The organism is Dyella monticola (genome assembly GCF_003363155.1).
Taxonomy (GTDB): domain Bacteria; phylum Pseudomonadota; class Gammaproteobacteria; order Xanthomonadales; family Rhodanobacteraceae; genus Dyella_B; species Dyella_B monticola.
On the sequence record NZ_QRBE01000007.1, the window covers coordinates 1 to 17,071 of the forward strand.

General features: G+C 61.3%; 13 protein-coding genes. 9 read left to right on the forward strand and 4 right to left on the reverse strand.

All coding sequences use genetic code 11. The features are described from left to right. Nucleotides 1–145 precede the first annotated feature (145 nt). Nucleotides 146–985 carry a pseudouridine synthase gene (locus DWU98_RS12305; protein WP_115495870.1) on the forward strand — a complete coding sequence of 280 codons (840 nt, stop codon included), beginning with the start codon at nt 146–148 and terminating at the stop codon, nt 983–985. 121 nt (nt 986–1,106) lie between these two features. Here the strand turns inward: DWU98_RS12305 and kbl are convergent, their stop codons facing one another. From kbl to tdh, 3 genes are all read right to left on the reverse strand, one after another. Beyond that, nucleotides 1,107–2,303 carry a glycine C-acetyltransferase gene (kbl, locus tag DWU98_RS12310; protein ID WP_115495871.1) on the reverse strand — a complete coding sequence of 399 codons (1,197 nt, stop codon included), beginning with the start codon at nt 2,301–2,303 and terminating at the stop codon, nt 1,107–1,109. A gap of 139 nt (nt 2,304–2,442) precedes the next feature. Continuing rightward, complete coding sequence (locus tag DWU98_RS12315) at nt 2,443–6,099, reverse strand: DUF748 domain-containing protein (RefSeq protein ID WP_115495872.1); 3,657 nt, start codon at nt 6,097–6,099, stop codon at nt 2,443–2,445. 215 nt (nt 6,100–6,314) lie between these two features. Further along, a complete protein-coding gene (gene tdh / locus DWU98_RS12320) occupies nt 6,315–7,349 on the reverse strand; it encodes an L-threonine 3-dehydrogenase (RefSeq protein ID WP_196239507.1) in 1,035 nt (344 codons plus the stop codon). 149 nt (nt 7,350–7,498) lie between these two features. Here tdh and DWU98_RS12325 point away from each other — a divergent pair, with 149 nt between their 5' ends. After that, nucleotides 7,499–9,628 carry a hypothetical protein gene (locus tag DWU98_RS12325; RefSeq protein ID WP_230474825.1) on the forward strand — a complete coding sequence of 710 codons (2,130 nt, stop codon included), beginning with the start codon at nt 7,499–7,501 and terminating at the stop codon, nt 9,626–9,628. Nucleotides 9,629–9,684: 56 nt separating this feature from the next. Here the strand turns inward: DWU98_RS12325 and DWU98_RS22100 are convergent, their stop codons facing one another. Continuing rightward, on the reverse strand, nt 9,685–10,401 hold the full coding sequence (locus DWU98_RS22100; RefSeq protein ID WP_196239508.1) for a hypothetical protein: 717 nt from the start codon (nt 10,399–10,401) through the stop codon (nt 9,685–9,687). 103 nt (nt 10,402–10,504) lie between these two features. On the opposite strand from DWU98_RS22100, the gene miaA reads away from it, so the two are divergent. From miaA to DWU98_RS12365, 7 genes are all read left to right on the forward strand, one after another. Then, a complete protein-coding gene (miaA, locus tag DWU98_RS12335) occupies nt 10,505–11,464 on the forward strand; it encodes a tRNA (adenosine(37)-N6)-dimethylallyltransferase MiaA (protein ID WP_115495874.1) in 960 nt (319 codons plus the stop codon). A 151-nt stretch (nt 11,465–11,615) separates the two neighbouring features. Further along, nucleotides 11,616–11,897 carry an RNA chaperone Hfq gene (hfq, locus tag DWU98_RS12340; RefSeq protein ID WP_115495875.1) on the forward strand — a complete coding sequence of 94 codons (282 nt, stop codon included), beginning with the start codon at nt 11,616–11,618 and terminating at the stop codon, nt 11,895–11,897. Nucleotides 11,898–11,903: 6 nt separating this feature from the next. Then, nucleotides 11,904–13,214, forward strand: a complete 1,311-nt coding sequence (gene hflX / locus DWU98_RS12345; RefSeq protein ID WP_115495876.1) for a ribosome rescue GTPase HflX — start codon at nt 11,904–11,906, stop codon at nt 13,212–13,214. Nucleotides 13,215–13,525: 311 nt separating this feature from the next. Next, a complete protein-coding gene (gene hflK, locus DWU98_RS12350; protein ID WP_115495877.1) occupies nt 13,526–14,623 on the forward strand; it encodes an FtsH protease activity modulator HflK in 1,098 nt (365 codons plus the stop codon). Then, on the forward strand, nt 14,620–15,495 hold the full coding sequence (gene hflC / locus DWU98_RS12355) for a protease modulator HflC (protein ID WP_115495878.1): 876 nt from the start codon (nt 14,620–14,622) through the stop codon (nt 15,493–15,495). Before hflK ends, hflC begins: the two co-directional genes overlap by 4 nt. Before the next feature lie 8 nt (nt 15,496–15,503). Further along, the gene (locus tag DWU98_RS12360) at nt 15,504–15,689 is read left to right on the forward strand and encodes a DUF2065 domain-containing protein (protein ID WP_115495879.1); all 186 of its coding nucleotides are present in this window, start codon (nt 15,504–15,506) and stop codon (nt 15,687–15,689) included. Between the two features lie 85 nt (nt 15,690–15,774). Next, nucleotides 15,775–17,067, forward strand: a complete 1,293-nt coding sequence (locus DWU98_RS12365) for an adenylosuccinate synthase (RefSeq protein WP_115495880.1) — start codon at nt 15,775–15,777, stop codon at nt 17,065–17,067. Nucleotides 17,068–17,071 lie beyond the last annotated feature (4 nt).

Sequence of the window (17,071 nt, forward strand, 5' to 3'; positions counted from 1 at the left end):
GGCCGCGCTCGCAACCGTCGTACGGAGCTGCAGGTCCAGCAGTAATTGGAAGCTGCATGCTGTACGGAAAAGCCCGGCCTTTGCCGGGCTTTTCTTTTTCTTAGACTAGCGTCATGTCCAGCCACATTTACGCTCACCGCAAGCGATGACCATCCGCCACACACCTTCCAGCTCGTTATCTCCACGCTTCGGTCTGGCCCGTGTCCTCAGCAAATGGGGCGTCTGCTCCCGTAGCCAGGCGGAGAAGGCCGTGCGCGAGGGCAGGGTGAGTGTGAATGGACGTATCGTGCGTGATCCGGAACGCGCAACGGATCTCGAACGCGAACGTGTCTCGCTCGACGGCGAGGTCGTAAACGCCGCCAAACGCGTGTACATCGCCGTGAATAAACCGCGAGGGATTGTGGTGAGCGCCGCTGACGAACGCGGACGCGACACGGTGTACGACTTACTCGCTCAATCCGGCCTTCCATGGTTAGGGCCTGTCGGCCGGCTCGACAAGGCGAGCGAAGGCTTGCTGTTACTCAGTAATGACAGCGCATGGGCGGCAGGCCTTACCGATCCGCGCCACCACGTGGACAAGACCTATCACGTGCAGATCGATACGGTTCCCGATCAAGCGCTGTTCGAGCGCATGCTTGAAGGTGTTTCCGACCATGGCGAGCAGCTGGCTGCAAAACGCGTATCACTGCTACGCACGGGAGAGAAAAACGCATGGCTGGAAATCGTCCTCGACGAAGGGCGCAACCGGCACATCCGTCGTCTGCTGGCCGCGCAGCATATCGGCGTCTTGCGCTTGCTTCGCGTTGCGATCGGCCCTCTCGCACTGGGTGATTTGGTGAAAGGGCAGTGGCGTCATTTGACCGCGCAAGAAGTCGCGGAACTGACGCCTGCGAAAACACCTATAAAACCTGCGCGTGCTTCCGCACCGCGAGCAGCGTCCGCTCGATCCAGGCGACATGATGAGGGCCCAGCGCGGCGTAGATAGTTGCAACACGGCATGCGAGGTTTAGCGAATGCCACGATTTCCTTGCATGCTTCGTAATCGGTAATGCATGACATACGGGCTGGGGCCTGGCGCCGTTGACCCCAGCCTACGCCAATCATCGTTAGCTGATTAGCCCGAGTGAACGCCCAATCTTGGTGAATGCAGCGATCGCGCGGTCGAGATGGTCGCGCGTATGCGCCGCGCTCATCTGCGTACGGATGCGCGCCTGACCCTGCGGCACCACCGGATAGAAGAAGCCGGTGACATAGATGCCTTCATCGAGCAGGCCGGCAGCCATTGCTTGTGCCTTCTTGGCGTCATAAATCATCACCGGCACGATCGGATGCACCCCGGGTTTGATGTCGAAACCGGCGCGGGTCATCTGCTCACGGAAATAACGTGTGTTTTCCTGCACGCGTTCACGCAGCTCGCCGGCCAAACCCAACATATCGAATACCTTGATCGCAGCGGCGACGACATGGGGTGGCAGCGAGTTGGAAAACAGATAGGGGCGCGAGCGCTGACGAAGCATCTCGATGATTTCAGCGCGACCCGTGGTGAAACCGCCCACCGCCCCGCCGAGGGCCTTGCCGAGCGTGCCGGTGAAGATGTCGATCTTGTCCATGACGCCATGCACCTCCGCCGAGCCGCGCCCGTGGGCCCCGAGGAAACCAGTGCAGTGGCATTCATCGATATGCACCAGCGCGTTGTACTTGCCGGCCAGCGCGGTGATCTTATCCAGAGGGGCAATGAAGCCATCCATGGAAAACGCACCATCGCTGCTGATGAGTTTGGTGCGCGCACCGGCTGCATCGGCGGCTTTTAATTGGGCTTCCAGATCGGCCATGTCGCAGTTGGCGTAACGAAAGCGCTTGGCTTTGCACAGGCGAATGCCATCGATGATGGAGGCGTGATTGAGCGCATCTGAAATGATCGCATCCTCCTCGCCTAGCAGTGGTTCGTATAAACCGCCGTTCGCGTCGAAGCAGGCTGCATAGAGGATGGTGTCTTCAGTGCCGAAGAAGTCGGCGATTTGCTTTTCGAGCTGCTTGTGCAAATCCTGCGTCCCGCAGATGAAGCGCACAGACGCCATGCCGAAGCCATGTGTATCTAATGCTTCCTTGGCGGCCTTGATCACTTCGGGGTGATCGGCCAGGCCAAGGTAATTGTTGGCGCAGAAGTTGAGCACTTTGCGACCGCCTTCCAGTTCAATTTCAGCCGACTGCGGTGAAGTGATGATGCGCTCGGCCTTGAACAGGCCCTGCTCGCGGATGGATTCAAGTTCTTGGGTGTAACGCGCCTGGCCGGGGTAGCTCATGGGACCGATGCCGTTCTGGGGGAAAGTACCCATTTTCGGCTTTTCGGGGCTGTGGGGGAACAGGGCGGGTGTGAAATTCATGGCGAGGTCGGCTTCCCGCAACCCTCTCCTTGAAGGGAAGAGGGCTCAAGTGGCGTTACTACATGTGCAAACCGAAATCGTCGCGCGTGGTCTTGCCCTTGTCGTCGATGCCCTTGGCATCCAGCTTCGGTGCCAGCACGAACACGCGGTTGTCGTTGATCTTGCCGTGCAGATACTGGCGCACCACATCGGCACGGCGTTCAGCCAGATGGCGCAGCGCGTCCTGATCCACCGTGACGTTGGCCTCCATCAGCTTGATCATCTCGTCGGGTGGTTGCGATTTGGTCAATCCGACGAAATCGCGCGGCTTTTTGAAGTTGCCGTGCTTGTAGGCCTTGCCCAGGTATTTGTTGTAATCGTCGGTGCCGGGTTTGACTGGCGCGGCGGTGGCGGCAGCGGTACCGATGTCATCGGCTTCTTCCTTCTGCACCAGGTCGTCGACGGTGACCTTGCGCAGGCCCTCCTGGTCGACGGATGGATCGACACGACCGATGATGTCGAGCTTCAAATCCGGTTTTTTGTTGAGTATATCCACCACGTTTGCAAGCTTGTCCTTGGCCTGCGCATCGAGCACAGCGGAGCCGGGCGTGAACTCGACGTAACCCAGATCTTGCTTTCCACCTCCGCCGATGGATCCAAGCAACCGAAACGGCGAGGTCACCGCACGCTTGAGCAAATTCACAAAGGCCTGCCAGATCACTCCGCCCAGGCTGAAATGTGGATCATTGAGCGAGCCGGAAACGGGCACATGGATATCGATATTGCCGTTGGAATCCCTCAACAAGGCCACCGCCAGCTTCACCGGCAGGTGGCTGATGCCCGGCCCTTCCATGCGATCGCCGAAGGTAAGCTGATTGAGCACGATATGGTTGTCGGCGTTCAATTTGTTCTGGTCGAGTTGGTAGTGCACGTCCATGGTCAGCCGGCCCTTGGTAATGGGATAGCCGGCGTACTTGCCCGAATACGGCGTCAGATGCGTGAGTTCCACATCATCGGCCTTGGCCTTGATATCGAGAAACGCCACCGGGGTGAGCGGATTGATGGTGCCATCGATGTTCACTGGCGAGTTGTCGTCCAGCTCGCCTTGTAGCGTGACATCGGCGGGCGCACCGCTGGTATCCGTGCCGAAAGCGCCGATTTTGCCGGCCAGTTGCGTGATGTTGGCGGTGTAGTTGGGTTTGATGAAGTTGTCGGTGTAGTTGAGATTACCGTTGGCCAGCGTGATCTGGCCGATGTGGATCTGCGCGGGCGGCGCAGCCGTTGAGCTGGCCGTTGCAAGCGTGGTAGTGGACGTAGCGCCGGCAGGAGCAGGCGGCGCGATCGGCTTGGGTGGAGGCGGTGCGCTTGCGGCAGGTGCCGGGCCACTCTCTGCACGCGTCACCGATACCGGTGCTTGCGACGGGTTGGACACCACATCCTGCAGATTGATGCGTCCGTTGCTGTTGACGATGACGCGCGCGTAGAAGTCGTTGAGCGCCAGTGCCTCAATATCCAGTTTTGGCGCACCTTCGCCTATCTGTACTTTGATGCCATTGGCTGAGAGCGCGTTCCAGCGCAGAAAGTCGTCGTTGGTGACTTTGTCCAGCACGCGCACACGACTCACCAGCATACGGCCCTGATAGCGAATCAGCGGGCCGGGCTTGCGATCGCGGTAACGGAGCCGTCCGTTGGCGCCGAGCTGCGCGCTGTCGACATTAACGTTCAACGGTACCTGCGCGAGCGATGCAAACGGGGCGACATCCAGGCGCCTGGCGACAACGCGAAGGTCCGCGTCGACGGGTTCGGGCTTTACGTTGCCATTTACCCTGAATTTTCCACGACCGATGCCACCGCTGAGATCCAGCGCAATCGGCTTATGCATGTCATCGGAAAGATTTATCAGGCTGAACTTCTCGGCATTGATCACAATGCGGCCTTCCTTGCTGGGCAGGCTCGGATCGGTCAGCGCGAACGTGCTGCCATCGATATTCAGTTGCGCGATGCTCCAGTGCCACGATGGCGAAGCCGCGTGCGTGCCTTTCGCCGGCGGCGAGGGTTTCGTGAGATGGGTCAGATCAATGCTTCCATTCTTCAATCGGCGCGCATCGATTTTCAGGCCTTGCAAGGCCACCGTGTCAAGCTGCGCCACGCTGTGATCGAGATCGATATGATGGATATCGGCCGTTAACGTTTGCCACGACACAGGTCTACGTCCGCGCTGCGCGAGTGCAAAGTTGTTGACCGCAAGCTTGCTGTTATCCATGGTCAGCGCAAGCGCGTTGCTCCAGTCGATCTGTGGATGGATATCGCCATCGAGCGAGCCGCTGGAGATGTCTGCGTTAAGCATGGCGGGGCCCATCGCAACCAGTGGTTGCAGCCCGACGTCGCTCATACTGATCTCGCCGTTGAACTGGCTCGCATGCACCAACACGTTTCCGGCGACATGCACGGTGCCGCCGGCAAGATTCGAGGTCAGATCGACCGCACCCGGCTGTGCGGATACCGTGGAAAGATGATCGATCGCGCCATGCATACCATCGAGCAGCAGATGCACCGGCTTGGCACCGCTTAGGTCGCCGTAATCCAGGCTGCTGTTGGTGATGACGAGGCGCGCGAAATACGCGTCGCTTGGCGGCGTTCCAGGTTTCGGTGGGGGCGAGTTCTTGCCGAGCAGCGCATCGAAATTCGTACGGCCGCCCGACAGCTTGCTGTAATGCAGGTCCGCGTGATCGAGCTGCAGCGTGCCGAAGTGATAGCGCGATTGCAGCGGTTGCACGTCGTCGAGGGCGGCGCTGGCATGGCCCATTTCCAGTATTGGTGCATGGTCCTGCGTGGCCATGGCCAGATTATCGAGTTGCAGCGTGCCTTGCATGAGCAGCTGCGGTGTCGGCTGCGTCTGCACGAAGTGCACGTCAAGCTTGCCCGACAGCAAGCCGCTGGAAATGACCGCCGGCAGCGGCGCAGGCGCATAGCCCAGGTATTTCGGCAAATCCAGGCGATCCAGCGTGAAACTGATGACGGATTCGCGGCTGCTTGCAAACGGTTTGGTCTGGCCCTCGATGCGCAGCGGACTACCATCCACACGCATTGCCAGCAGGGGCTGCACGAAGATATCCGTGTCGTGCGACAGGTTGGCGAGGAAGGGTATGCCCAGCTCGATCTGGTCCACGTGATGCGTGACGTTACCGACTTTGTCGTCGAACGTAATTTCGCCATCGTGCACGCTGATGTTCGATACCGCAAAGCGTGTCGGCGATGCGTTCGGATCCGCCGGCTTGGATGCGAAACGTTGAACGATATCGGTGAAGTTGAAGGTCTGCGGGTCGGTGCGCGTGATATGAATCTGCGGATGTTGCAGAGAAAGTTCATCCAGCACCGGCGCGAGATGGAAGACCGAACTCCAAGAGCCGTTCACCACGAATTGGTCGACGTCGACAAAAGGCGAGACACCATCGCGTTCGCCGATGTGCAGCTTGTCCACCGTTAGCCGCATCGTGTAGGGGTTCACATGAATCGCGCCGATGGTGACCGGGCGGTCCAATTGTGCGGCGAGCTGTTTTTGCAACTGATTCTTGATGAGCCCTGGCGCGACGAAAAACCCGAACAGGCCGAACAGCAGCAGGAATATCGCGATGATCAGCGCCGTGATGCGCAGGCGGCGGGATCGATAAAGGCCTTGCGCGCGTTCGCGGCTGGCCTGCATCAATGCGTGAGGTGACAGGTTACGGTTTGCCATGCCGTCGACGCTCCTCCCGTGAGATTGCGGGCCGATCGTGCCGGCAATCGCAAACCGTGCACTTTCTCCAACCTAGAAGTTCATGTCGGCGCGCCTGCGGGGAGTGTAGCGTGCGATGTAGTCGTTGCGTAGAACCTTTATCAGGTTTTTGCGAATGATTCAGGCGGCGTGAATGTTCAGGGACGAGGGCTCGCCTCGTCCCTGCGCGCAAACGTTCAATGCCAGGAGCACACCACTTTGCCGCATGTTCCCGCATCCATCAGGTCGAAGCCCTTCTGGAAATCGTCGATGTGGATCTGGTGGGTAAGCACCTTTTGCAGCGGGAAGCCGGTGAGCACCATCTGGGTCATCTTGTACCAGGTCTCGTACATGCGGCGGCCGTAGATGCCCTGCAAGGTGAGGCCTTTGAAAATCACCCGGTCCCAATCGATGCCGGCGCCCTTGGGTTGGATGCCGAGCAGGGCGATCTTGCCGCCGTGGTACATGCAATCGAGCATGTCATTAAATGCGCGCGGGTTGCCGCTCATTTCCAGGCCGACGTCGAAGCCTTCCATGTGCAGGTCCTTCATCACGGCCTTCAGCGACTGGTTGGCGACGTTCACCACACGCGTGGCACCCATGTCGGCGGCCAGTTTCAGGCGATAATCGTTGACGTCGGTGACCACCACGTTGCGCGCGCCCACGTGCTTGGCGATGCCCGCAGCGATGATGCCGATCGGGCCGGCGCCGGTGATCAGCACGTCCTCGCCCACCATGTCGAACTCCAGCGCACAATGCGCGGCGTTGCCGTAGGGGTCGAAAAAAGCAGCCAGTTCGGAGGGAATCTGATCCGGAATCGGCCACAGGTTGGAGGCCGGCATGCTCATGTATTCGGCGAAGGCACCATTGCGGTTCACGCCGATACCCACGGTATTCGGACACAGGTGCTGGCGACCGGCGCGGCAGTTGCGACAGTGACCGCACACGATATGGCCCTCGGCAGAGACCCGGTCGCCGAGCTTGTAGCCGGTGACACCGGGGCCGATCTCAACGATGCGACCGACGAATTCGTGGCCGATGGTCAGGCCAGGCTTGATGGTGCGCTGGGACCACTCGTCCCATTTGTAAATATGCAAATCCGTGCCGCAGATAGCGGTTTTCTCCAGCTTGATCAGCACCTCATTGGGGCCGACTTCCGGTAGCGGCACTTCTTCCATCCAAATGCCCTCTTCGGGCAGACGCTTGACCAGGGCTTTCATCGTTTGCGACATGGGAATTCCGTTGGGGAAGGACGGGGAAAGCCGATATTATAGAGAGCGATGCCCGACACCGCTTTCTTGCACTGCAGCGTTGCTCGCCCGGCGCCTTGTCTTTTACTGTCGAGAGTTTGTACGTTGTCGAGTGAAAAAGACGGATGCGTATGAACATGATGGCTCGGGTGGACGGTAGGGCAACGCACATAAGCCGATTCCGTTCCGCGGTTTCTACGCTTGTGCTGGTCGCAGGCATGCTTGCGCTGCCGGCGCCATGGTCAGCCCAGGCGAAGGATCAAGGCGCCCCGGCGCCCCTGCAGTTCCGCATTACCGAAGGCCAGATCGAAAACGCGTTTTATCAAGACGGCCGTATCGCCGCTCATTTATTGTTGAGTTCCGGCAACAAGCCGCGCGTGCTGGTGGCGTTCCCCGCGGGCAATAGCGGCACAGGCATATGGTTCGCGCCGACCACCGCGCCGGTGCATTGGACGTTGGAGCGGGTGATGGGACTGCAGCGCACCGTGGATGGCCACGTCTGGAACGGCATCGTCGCCCAGGCCAGTGTCACCACGAATGCGCTGGTGCTGAAGGACGCCGTACTGGGCAGCATCCGCGTATTGCGCGACTACCAGTTGGGGAGCGGCTACAAGGCGCAAGTCGCCGCCACGCCGCAGATTGTCGCCACCCCGCAGATTACAGAGCGTTCCATCAACTGGCAGCGCCAACGGATCGATGGCGCGCCGGGTTACGCCATCACCTTGAGCACGGACAACGGTCGCTTTCAGCGCGAAGATGGTCACATCGTGTTGCGTCCAGATCATCCGGGAGAGGCGCTGCACGTGCGCATTGAGGCCAGCACCGGCGAGACTCCGCTGACGCCCTTCACGCACCTGCTCAACAGCAAAGCACAGCCGGACATGCGCAGCCGCAACGCGCTGCAATTTCTCAGTTACCGCGAAAAATTCCTCGCCGGCTCCTGGCGTTTCGATACCTACTTTGGGCGCGACACGCTCATGTCCGTGCGCCTGCTGATGCCCGTGCTGCAGCCCGCCGCCGTCGACGCCGGCATTGCTTCGGTACTGGCACGGCTGTCGCCTGATGGCCAGGTGGCGCATGAGGAAGACATCGGCGAATACGCCGTCTTGGAACACCTCAAGGAGCAAGGCAAACCCTCGGCTGCGCCGATCTACAGCTATGTGATGATCGATAGCGACTACATGCTCGCGCCGGTCGCTGCGGCGTGGTTGCTGGACGACCCGCGCGGCCGTCAAGGCGCGCACGCGTTCCTCGCCAGCAAAGCCGATGGAGAGCGACGTGGCGATGCACTGGTGCGCAACCTGCTGTTCGTCGCCGGACACAGCGAAGCCTTCGCGCATCAGCCGGTTTATACGAATCTGATCTCGCTCAAGCCTGGCAGCCAGGTGGGGCAATGGCGCGACAGTAACGAGGGCATCGGCCGTGGCCGCTATCCCTATGACGTCAACGCCATCTGGATGCCCGCAGCGCTGCGCGCGATCGGCCAGTTCCTTGATGCGGGCCTGTTGAACGACTACACCACGCCGGCACAGCGCGAGCGCCTGCGGGCCGCTGCGGCGAGCGCAGATGACTGGGATAAGCACGCCGGCGCCTTGTTCGCCGTGCGCTTATCCAATCAGCAAGCCGCCCAGCAAGTGCGTGACTATGCCAAGCAGATTGGCGTGGCGGATGCGACCGCGCTGGCGGCACTGGATGACGCAGCGCTCCAATTTCCCGCCATCTCGTTGGATGCGCAAGGGAAGCCGGTTCCCGTGCTGAATTCCGACGTGGGCTTCAACTTGTTGTTCGGCCGGCCTGATGCGGCCGAGTTGGATCGCAACATCGGCAGCCTGATGCGGCCGTTCCCTGCAGGCCTGATGACCGATGTGGGGATGGTCGTCGCCAACCCTGCGTACGCAAGTCATGACGTATGGTCGCGCTTCGGCAATAACGCCTACCACGGCACCGTGGTCTGGGCCTGGCAACAGGCGGTGATGGCCGCCGGACTGAAGCGCCAGCTCGCGCGTAGCGATCTGCCGCCGGCTACCCGTGCGCATCTGGTCGCTGCGCAAACCGGGCTATGGCGAGCGATTTGTGCAGCCAATGCGGTGCGTACGTCTGAGTTGTGGTCCTGGTCGTATAGCGATGGGCACTATCACATCGAACCGTTCGGCGCGGAGGGCGCGCACGAAGACGAGTCCAACGCGGCGCAGCTGTGGAGCACGGTGTTCCTGGCCTTGCCGCCACCGGCGTCGATGGCCGGGGAGACCGGCTGCCGCTGAGGGTCGGTCAGGTGTTTTCGCCGCGCATCAGCATGTCGAGTGGCAGATCACTCGCTTCAGAGATCTAATCGATCGTAGTTGCGCTTGAACACGATCGGTTCTCTGACATCGTTCGTCGTCCAGGTTTCGGTGACGGTCAGATGGTGGCCGTTGGGCGAGCGCACCCATGTTTCATCCAGATGGGTGCCGTCGTCGAAACTCATGGATATCTGCATGCCGTTGGAGGTGAGTTGGCTTTGCACGCGCGCATTGCTGTTGAGGGATTGGCGCACGGAGCCACCGAAGCGCGTATCGAGCCGGTCGGTGTTGTTGAAATCAACGCGTAACCCTGAGCTGTTTTGCTGCACGTTCAAGAAGGAGTCCTCGGTGAGAAGGGGCGGTGTCGGATCCTTCGGCGGCGCGCTGTGATCGCTGCTGGAGTCTTGCGAGCCTTGATTGCCGTGCCGGCCACCGCCATGCCCGCCGCCCATTCCTCCCATCCCTCCTCCCATCCCGCGTCCGCCCCCGCGGCCACCGAAGCCGCTGTTCGTCGTCGAGGGTGTGCCGCTTGAGCTGGCTGAGGCGGGCCGGGAGGAGGGTGCTTGCTCGCGTCTTTTCTCGGCATGCAGCCGTTGCGTGATCGTCGCGGCACTGTCGCTTTGCTTGTCGTTGAGCTGCCAGAGGCCGCTGAAGTCCGGACCGGGCGCGGTGAGCTGCGCAAACGTGAGGGGAGCGAAAGCCAATCCTGTGGCAAGCAGCAAGCGTGATGTGTGAAGGACGTTTCGACGGGGCATGAGCACGAATCTGGCGTGAGTGATTTGCCCATGAACGCGTCAGCGTAACTCCAGTGGACACGCCATGCGGCGGACTGCGGGCATGAACCGCTAAAATGGCTGGATGCCTGTTGATTGCCGCCCACTCGCCGTGTTTCTGATGGGACCGACCGCGTCGGGCAAAACCGCGTTGGCCTGCGCCCTGAGCGAGCAATTTCCGTTCGACTTGATCAGTGTGGATTCGGCCCTGGTCTATCGCGGTCTGGACATCGGCGCGGCCAAGCCCGATGTGACGACGCGCGCGCGTTACCCGCACGCTTTGATCGATATCCGCGATCCGGCCGAGCCGTATTCGGCTGCTGATTTCAGCGCCGATGCGCAGGCCGTTATGCGACGCGTGAGCGAAGCCGGTCGTATTCCCTTGCTGGTGGGGGGCACGGGCTTGTATTTCCGTGCGCTGCAACGTGGCCTGTCCAGCTTGCCGGAAGCCGATGCCGGCGTGCGTGCGCGGCTTGCCGAAGAAGCATCAGTTATCGGTTGGGATGCCTTGCATCGCCGCCTCGCCGACTACGATCCGCACGCTGCGCAACGCATCAAGGCAGGCGATGCGCAGCGTATCCAGCGCGCTCTGGAAGTCATTGCACTCACAGGTCAGCCATTGAGTGCGCAACAACAGCGCGGTCGTGGACACCATTTTGCGTGGCGCGTGATGAAGCTGGCGCTGCTGCCGCCAGAACGCGCGACCCTGCATGCGCGAATCGCGCGGCGTTTCGATGACATGCTGGGCCAAGGCCTGCTCGATGAAGTGCGCGCCTTGCGCTTGCGTGGGGACTTGTCGCCCGACCTGCCGGCCTTGCGTGCCGTCGGTTACCGCCAGGCCTGGGAACATCTGGAGGGCGCATATGACGCCTCCGAGTTGCGCAACAGGGGCGTTTACGCCACCCGCCAACTCGCCAAACGGCAGATCACCTGGCTGCGCAGTGAGATCGATGCGCGGGTATTGGACCCCGATCAGCCCGGCTTGCTGGAGCGTGCGACCGATGCCGTGGGACTTTTCCTGGCGCAAAGTGAGGAGCGGTTGTAAAAAATATGACGCCTTTTCGTTATGTGTTTGTCATATCTTGCGAAACCCTTTCATCCGTGATTTAAAAGCGGTTAACATTCGGAAACTCGGGTCGGGGCGTCCTTGGCGTCATTTTTTTCCGGCCTGTCTGTGGATGAGGGGGAGAACAAAAATGTCAAAAGGGCAATCCTTGCAAGATCCATTTCTGAATGCATTACGCCGCGAGCGCGTACCCGTCGCCATCTATCTGGTCAATGGCATTAAGCTGCAGGGCACGATCGAATCGTTCGATCAGTTCGTGGTGCTCCTGCGCAACCAGGTCAGCCAGATGGTTTACAAACATGCCATCTCTACCGTTGTGCCAAGCCGCAACGTGCGGGTGGGTAATGGCCACGAAGGTCATGAAGGCCACGAAAACCATCTCGAGCACGTGTCCGCTGAAAGCGAAGGTTGATCCACTCTGTTTGATAGGCAAAAGAAAGGCGAGCGAGCCGTGCTGGTACTCCCCCATTCGCGGGGAGAGGACGATGCGGCGGAGCGCGCGGACGAGTTCGTCGAACTGGTGAAGTCTGCCGGCGCGGAAGTGCTGGCAAGTATTCCTGCGCGCGTGGAAACGCCCAATCCACGTTATTACATCGGCACCGGCAAGGCCGATGAGGTCGGCGAGGCCGTGCGCGCACTGGAGGCGGACGTCGTCCTGGTCGACCACCTCTTATCCCCCGTGCAAGAGCGCAACCTGGAAAAGTTGCTCAACGTGCGCGTGGTCGATCGTGCCGGGCTCATCCTGGATATTTTCGCGCAGCGCGCCCGTTCGCACGAAGGCAAGCTGGAAGTGGAACTGGCCCAACTCAAACACCTGGCCACCCGCCTGGTGCGCGGCTGGACCCACTTGGAGCGCCAGCGCGGTGGTGCCATCGGCCTGCGCGGCCCCGGCGAAACACAGCTGGAAACCGACCGCCGGCTGCTGGGCGAGCGCGTCAAGATGCTCACCAAGCGTCTGGAAAAAGTGCAGACCCAGCGCAGCCAGCAGCGTCGCGCGCGCCTGCGCAATACCGTGCCGCGGGTGGCCCTGGTGGGCTACACCAATGCGGGTAAATCCACGCTGTTCAATGTGCTCACGCAGGGCGACGTCTACGCGGCCAACCAGTTGTTCGCCACGCTCGATCCTACGGTACGCAGGCTTGAGGACCTCAGTTGCGGGCCGGCCGTGGTGGCCGACACGGTAGGGTTCATCCGCGAGTTGCCGCACGATCTGGTCGCCGCCTTCCGTGGCACGTTGGCCGAGGCGCGCGATGCCGACCTGCTGCTGCACGTCAGCGACGCGGCCGATGAAGAGCGCGAGCGGCTGCACGGGGTGGTCGATCAGGTGCTGGAAGAAATCGGCGCCGGCGACGTGCCGCAGCTGCAGATCATGAACAAGATCGACCTCACTGGCGGTGAGCCGCGTATCGTGCGCAACGCCGCCGGTACGCCACAGCAAGTGTGGCTGTCGGCGGCCAGCGGCGTGGGGCTGGATCTGCTGCGCGAGGCCTTGGGCGAATGCCTGGGTGGCGAGCGTGTGCAATCGGAGCTGCGCTTGCCGCTTTCCGCTGGCCGTTTGCATGCCCGGCTGCGCGCGGCCGGCGCCATTGCCGCAGAGGCGATCGACGAGGACGGCTGGCGACTGCGCATCGATGCACCGCGTAGCGTCCTTGCGCCGTTGACCGGTGGGCAGGGGCAGGATGTGGCGTTGCTGCGAGGGCTGCTGGGTAATCCAGATGAAATCGCCTGAGCAGCCAGCCATTGCTTGCTTCCCCTAATGGTGGCGGTGGGGCGGCAATCCGCTCCGTGAACCTCCATCACAGCCTTACTTCCCATGGCCAATAGCCAAAGCCTCTGCCATTCCCACCCCTGCCCGCAGGAAAGGCAGCGACGGGACGACGAGGCGGCCTTAACTTGGACCGTCTCTGCTAGAATGCGACCGTTTGTGCGTCACCCCTATCGGGTGCTTGCACGCCCACTATCCGTCACCATGTCCCATCCCGAACCCAGCGTTTTCCGGCCGTTGTTGCCGGCCTCCCAGCGGCCTCAAGGAGACTGACCATGGCCTGGAACGAACCCGGCAACGGGCAACGCGATCCATGGAACAAGAACAAACGCAGTGCTGGCGGCAAGCCAGGTGTGCAGAGCGCGCTCAAGGATGTGTTCAAGCGCATCGGTAAGCTGGGCGGTCCAGGCGGCATCCTCACCATCGTGGTGGCGATCGTGCTGGCTTGGCTGTTGCTCACCAGCTACAGCGTGATCGGTGCCGGCCAAGTAGGCGTGGTGCTGCGCTTCGGTGCCTATGCGCGCACCGTCGATCCGGGGTTCCACCTGAAGCTTCCTGCGCCGATGGAAACCGTACAGCCGGTGGCCACCTCGCGCGTGCGCGCCATGACCGATCAAGTTCGGTTGCTTACCCGCGACCAGGACATTGTCTCGGTGGATTTCAACGTCCAGTACCAGGTCACCGATCCCAAGAAATACCTGTTCAACGCCCGCGACCCGGACGGCACCCTGAACGAGGCGGCGCAGGCTGCCGTGCGTGCAGTGGTCGGTGCACAGGCGATGGATGACATCCTCACCGGCCAGGGCGAGAGCAATGCCCCCACACCGCACTTGGCGGCGCTCCAGCAGCAGGTGCGCGACCAGCTCCAGCACACCCTGGATACCTACGATTGCGGCCTGCATGTCACCGACGTAAACCTCCAGGCGGTGACGCCGCCGCCGGAAGTGAAAGACGCGTTCGACGATGTGATCGCTGCACGCCAGGATCGCCAGGGCATGATCGATCAGGCCAAGACCAGCACCAGCCAGGAAATTCCCAGTGCCAACGGCGATGCACGGCGACTGGCCGCCGACGCCGATGCTTATAAGGCCGAGCGCGTCGCGCGTGCGCAGGGCGATGCCGAACGCTTCAATCTCATCCTTAAGGAATACCGCGCTGCGCCGGATGTCACCCGCCGCCGCCTGTGGCTGGAAACCATGGAGGAGATTCTCCACGCCAGCAACAAGGTCATCGACGGTTCCGACGGCCGCAGCGTGATCAATATCGGCAACGACCACACGGAAGCGCCGGCGGTTACCAATCTGCCGGGTGTCGGTACGGCTGCGCCGAGCAATACCGCCGGCGAGGATGCCGACAAGGAGAAGCAGCCATGAAGACCACCGCTGCGATCATCATCGTTCTGCTCATCCTGCTCGGCTTCAACAGCTTCTATACCGTAGACGAAGGCCAGAGCGTGCTCGTGTTGCAGTTCGGCAAGATTCTGCGCACCGATCGGCAACCGGGGCTGCATGCCAAGGTGCCGCTGCTGCAGCAGGCATTGACGCTGGATGAGCGCATCCTCGCCTTCGATGGCGCACCTCAGCGCTATGCCACGTCAGACAAGCAGAGCATCAACGTCAACTACTACGTGAAATGGCGCATCGCCGACGCCGCCGATTACTACCGCGCCACCGGCGCCGATGAATTGCAGGCGGGTCAGCGCCTCAATCCGATCGTCAGCGATGCACTGCGCAGCATTGTGAATGCACACACGCTCGAGGCACTCATTGGCAGCGGGCAGGGCGATATCGCCAACAGCGCCAGGCAGCAGGCCAACCAGCAGACGCAGAAAACGCTGGGTATCGCCGTGGTGGATGTACGCATTACGGGCATCGAATTTCCCGATGACATCAGGACAGCGGTCTACAAGCGCATGCAAACCGAGCGACAGCAGCAGGCAGCGGGCATTCGTGCGGATGGCAAGCAGCAGGCGCAAGTGATCAAGGCCAACGTCGATAGCCAGGCGCAGGTGATTCGTGCCGATGCCCAAGCCGATGCGGACAAAGTCAAAGGCGAGGGCGACGCGCAGGCCGCGCAGATTTACTCGCAGGCCTATGGCCAGGATCCGGAATTCTTCGCTTTCTATCGCAGCCTTGAGGCCTACAAGAAGGCTTTCGGCGATAGCAAAGGCACGATCATCCTCAAGCCGGATTCCGAATTTCTGCGTTACTTCGGCAACCCGGCCGCCGCGCCGGCCAAGCATTGAGCACGACCATGCCACGCGATTTTTACGCAGCGCTATGCCTGGTACTAGTGATCGAAGGCCTGGTTCTGTTCGCCGCACCGCGTGGTTGGCAGAACATCATGCGCGAGGCATCGAACATGCAGCCGCGCACGTTGCGCACGTTTGGTGCCATCGCTATCGGCATTGGTCTGATTACGTTGCGGTTGGTGCATTGAGTCCATTTCCCCGCGCGGCCATGGCCACGCGCTAGACAGTTTTCCCGTTCCGCCGATCGGAACGTCTTTTAGAGCGAGATAGATCATGGGCAAGTCAGTCGTAATTCTTGGCGCACAGTGGGGCGACGAAGGCAAAGGCAAGATCGTCGACCTGTTGACCGAGCGCGTGGGCGCGGTGGCGCGTTTCCAGGGCGGTCACAATGCCGGCCATACCCTTGTCATCAAGGGCAAGAAGACCGTGCTGCATCTGATTCCCTCCGGCATCCTGCGCGACGATGCGCTGTGCCTGATCGGCAACGGCGTGGTGCTGTCGCCGGCCGCGCTGAAGCAGGAAATCGAAGAGCTGGAAGCGCAAGGCATCAACGTGCGTTCGCGCCTGAAGATCAGCCCGGCCACGCCACTGATCATGCCGTACCACATCGCCGTGGATAAGGCGCGCGAAGTCGCCGCCGGCGGCAAGGCCATCGGCACCACCGGTCGCGGCATCGGTCCGGCCTACGAGGACAAGGTCGCCCGTCGCAGCGTACGCGTCGCTGACCTGATGTATCCGCACGAGCTGCCCGATCTCATCAAGTGCGCCGTCGAGTACCACAATTTTATTCTCACGCAATGGCTGAAAGCCGAACCCGTTGACTACCAGAAGGTGCTCGACGACGCGATTGCCTATGGCGAATTCATCCGCCCGATGGTCGATGACGTCGCCACCATCCTGCATGACGTGCGCAAGGAAGGCGGCAACATTCTGTATGAGGGCGCACAGGGCGCACTGCTCGACATCGATCACGGAACCTATCCGTATGTCACCAGCAGCAACACCACCGTCGGCGGCGCGCTGGCCGGTACCGGCGTGGGTGCGGGCGATATCGACTATGTGCTCGGCATTTGCAAGGCGTACGCCACGCGCGTCGGCGGCGGCCCGTTCCCGACCGAGCTGAACGACGACATGGGTGAGCGTTTGCGCAGGGTCGGTAACGAATTCGGCGCCAGTACCGGCCGTCCGCGTCGTTGCGGCTGGATCGATCTGGTGGCGCTCAAGCGCGCTGTGCAAATCAACGGTATCAATGGCCTGGCCATCACCAAGCTCGATGTGCTCGATGGCCTGGATACCATCAAGGTCTGCATCGCCTACGAATATCGCGGCAAGCGTCGCGAACTTGCTCCGCTCGATGCCGATGGCTGGGCCGAATGCAAACCCGTCTATCTGGAATTCCCAGGCTGGAGCGAGTCCACCGCCGGTATCCGCGACTGGAACAAACTGCCGCCCGCTGCTCGTGCGTATCTGCGCGCCGTGGAGGAACTTTCCGGTTGCCGGCTGGCGATCGTGGCGACGGGTGCGGATCGTGAAGACACGATCGTGTTGGATGATCCGTTTGCTTGATTGA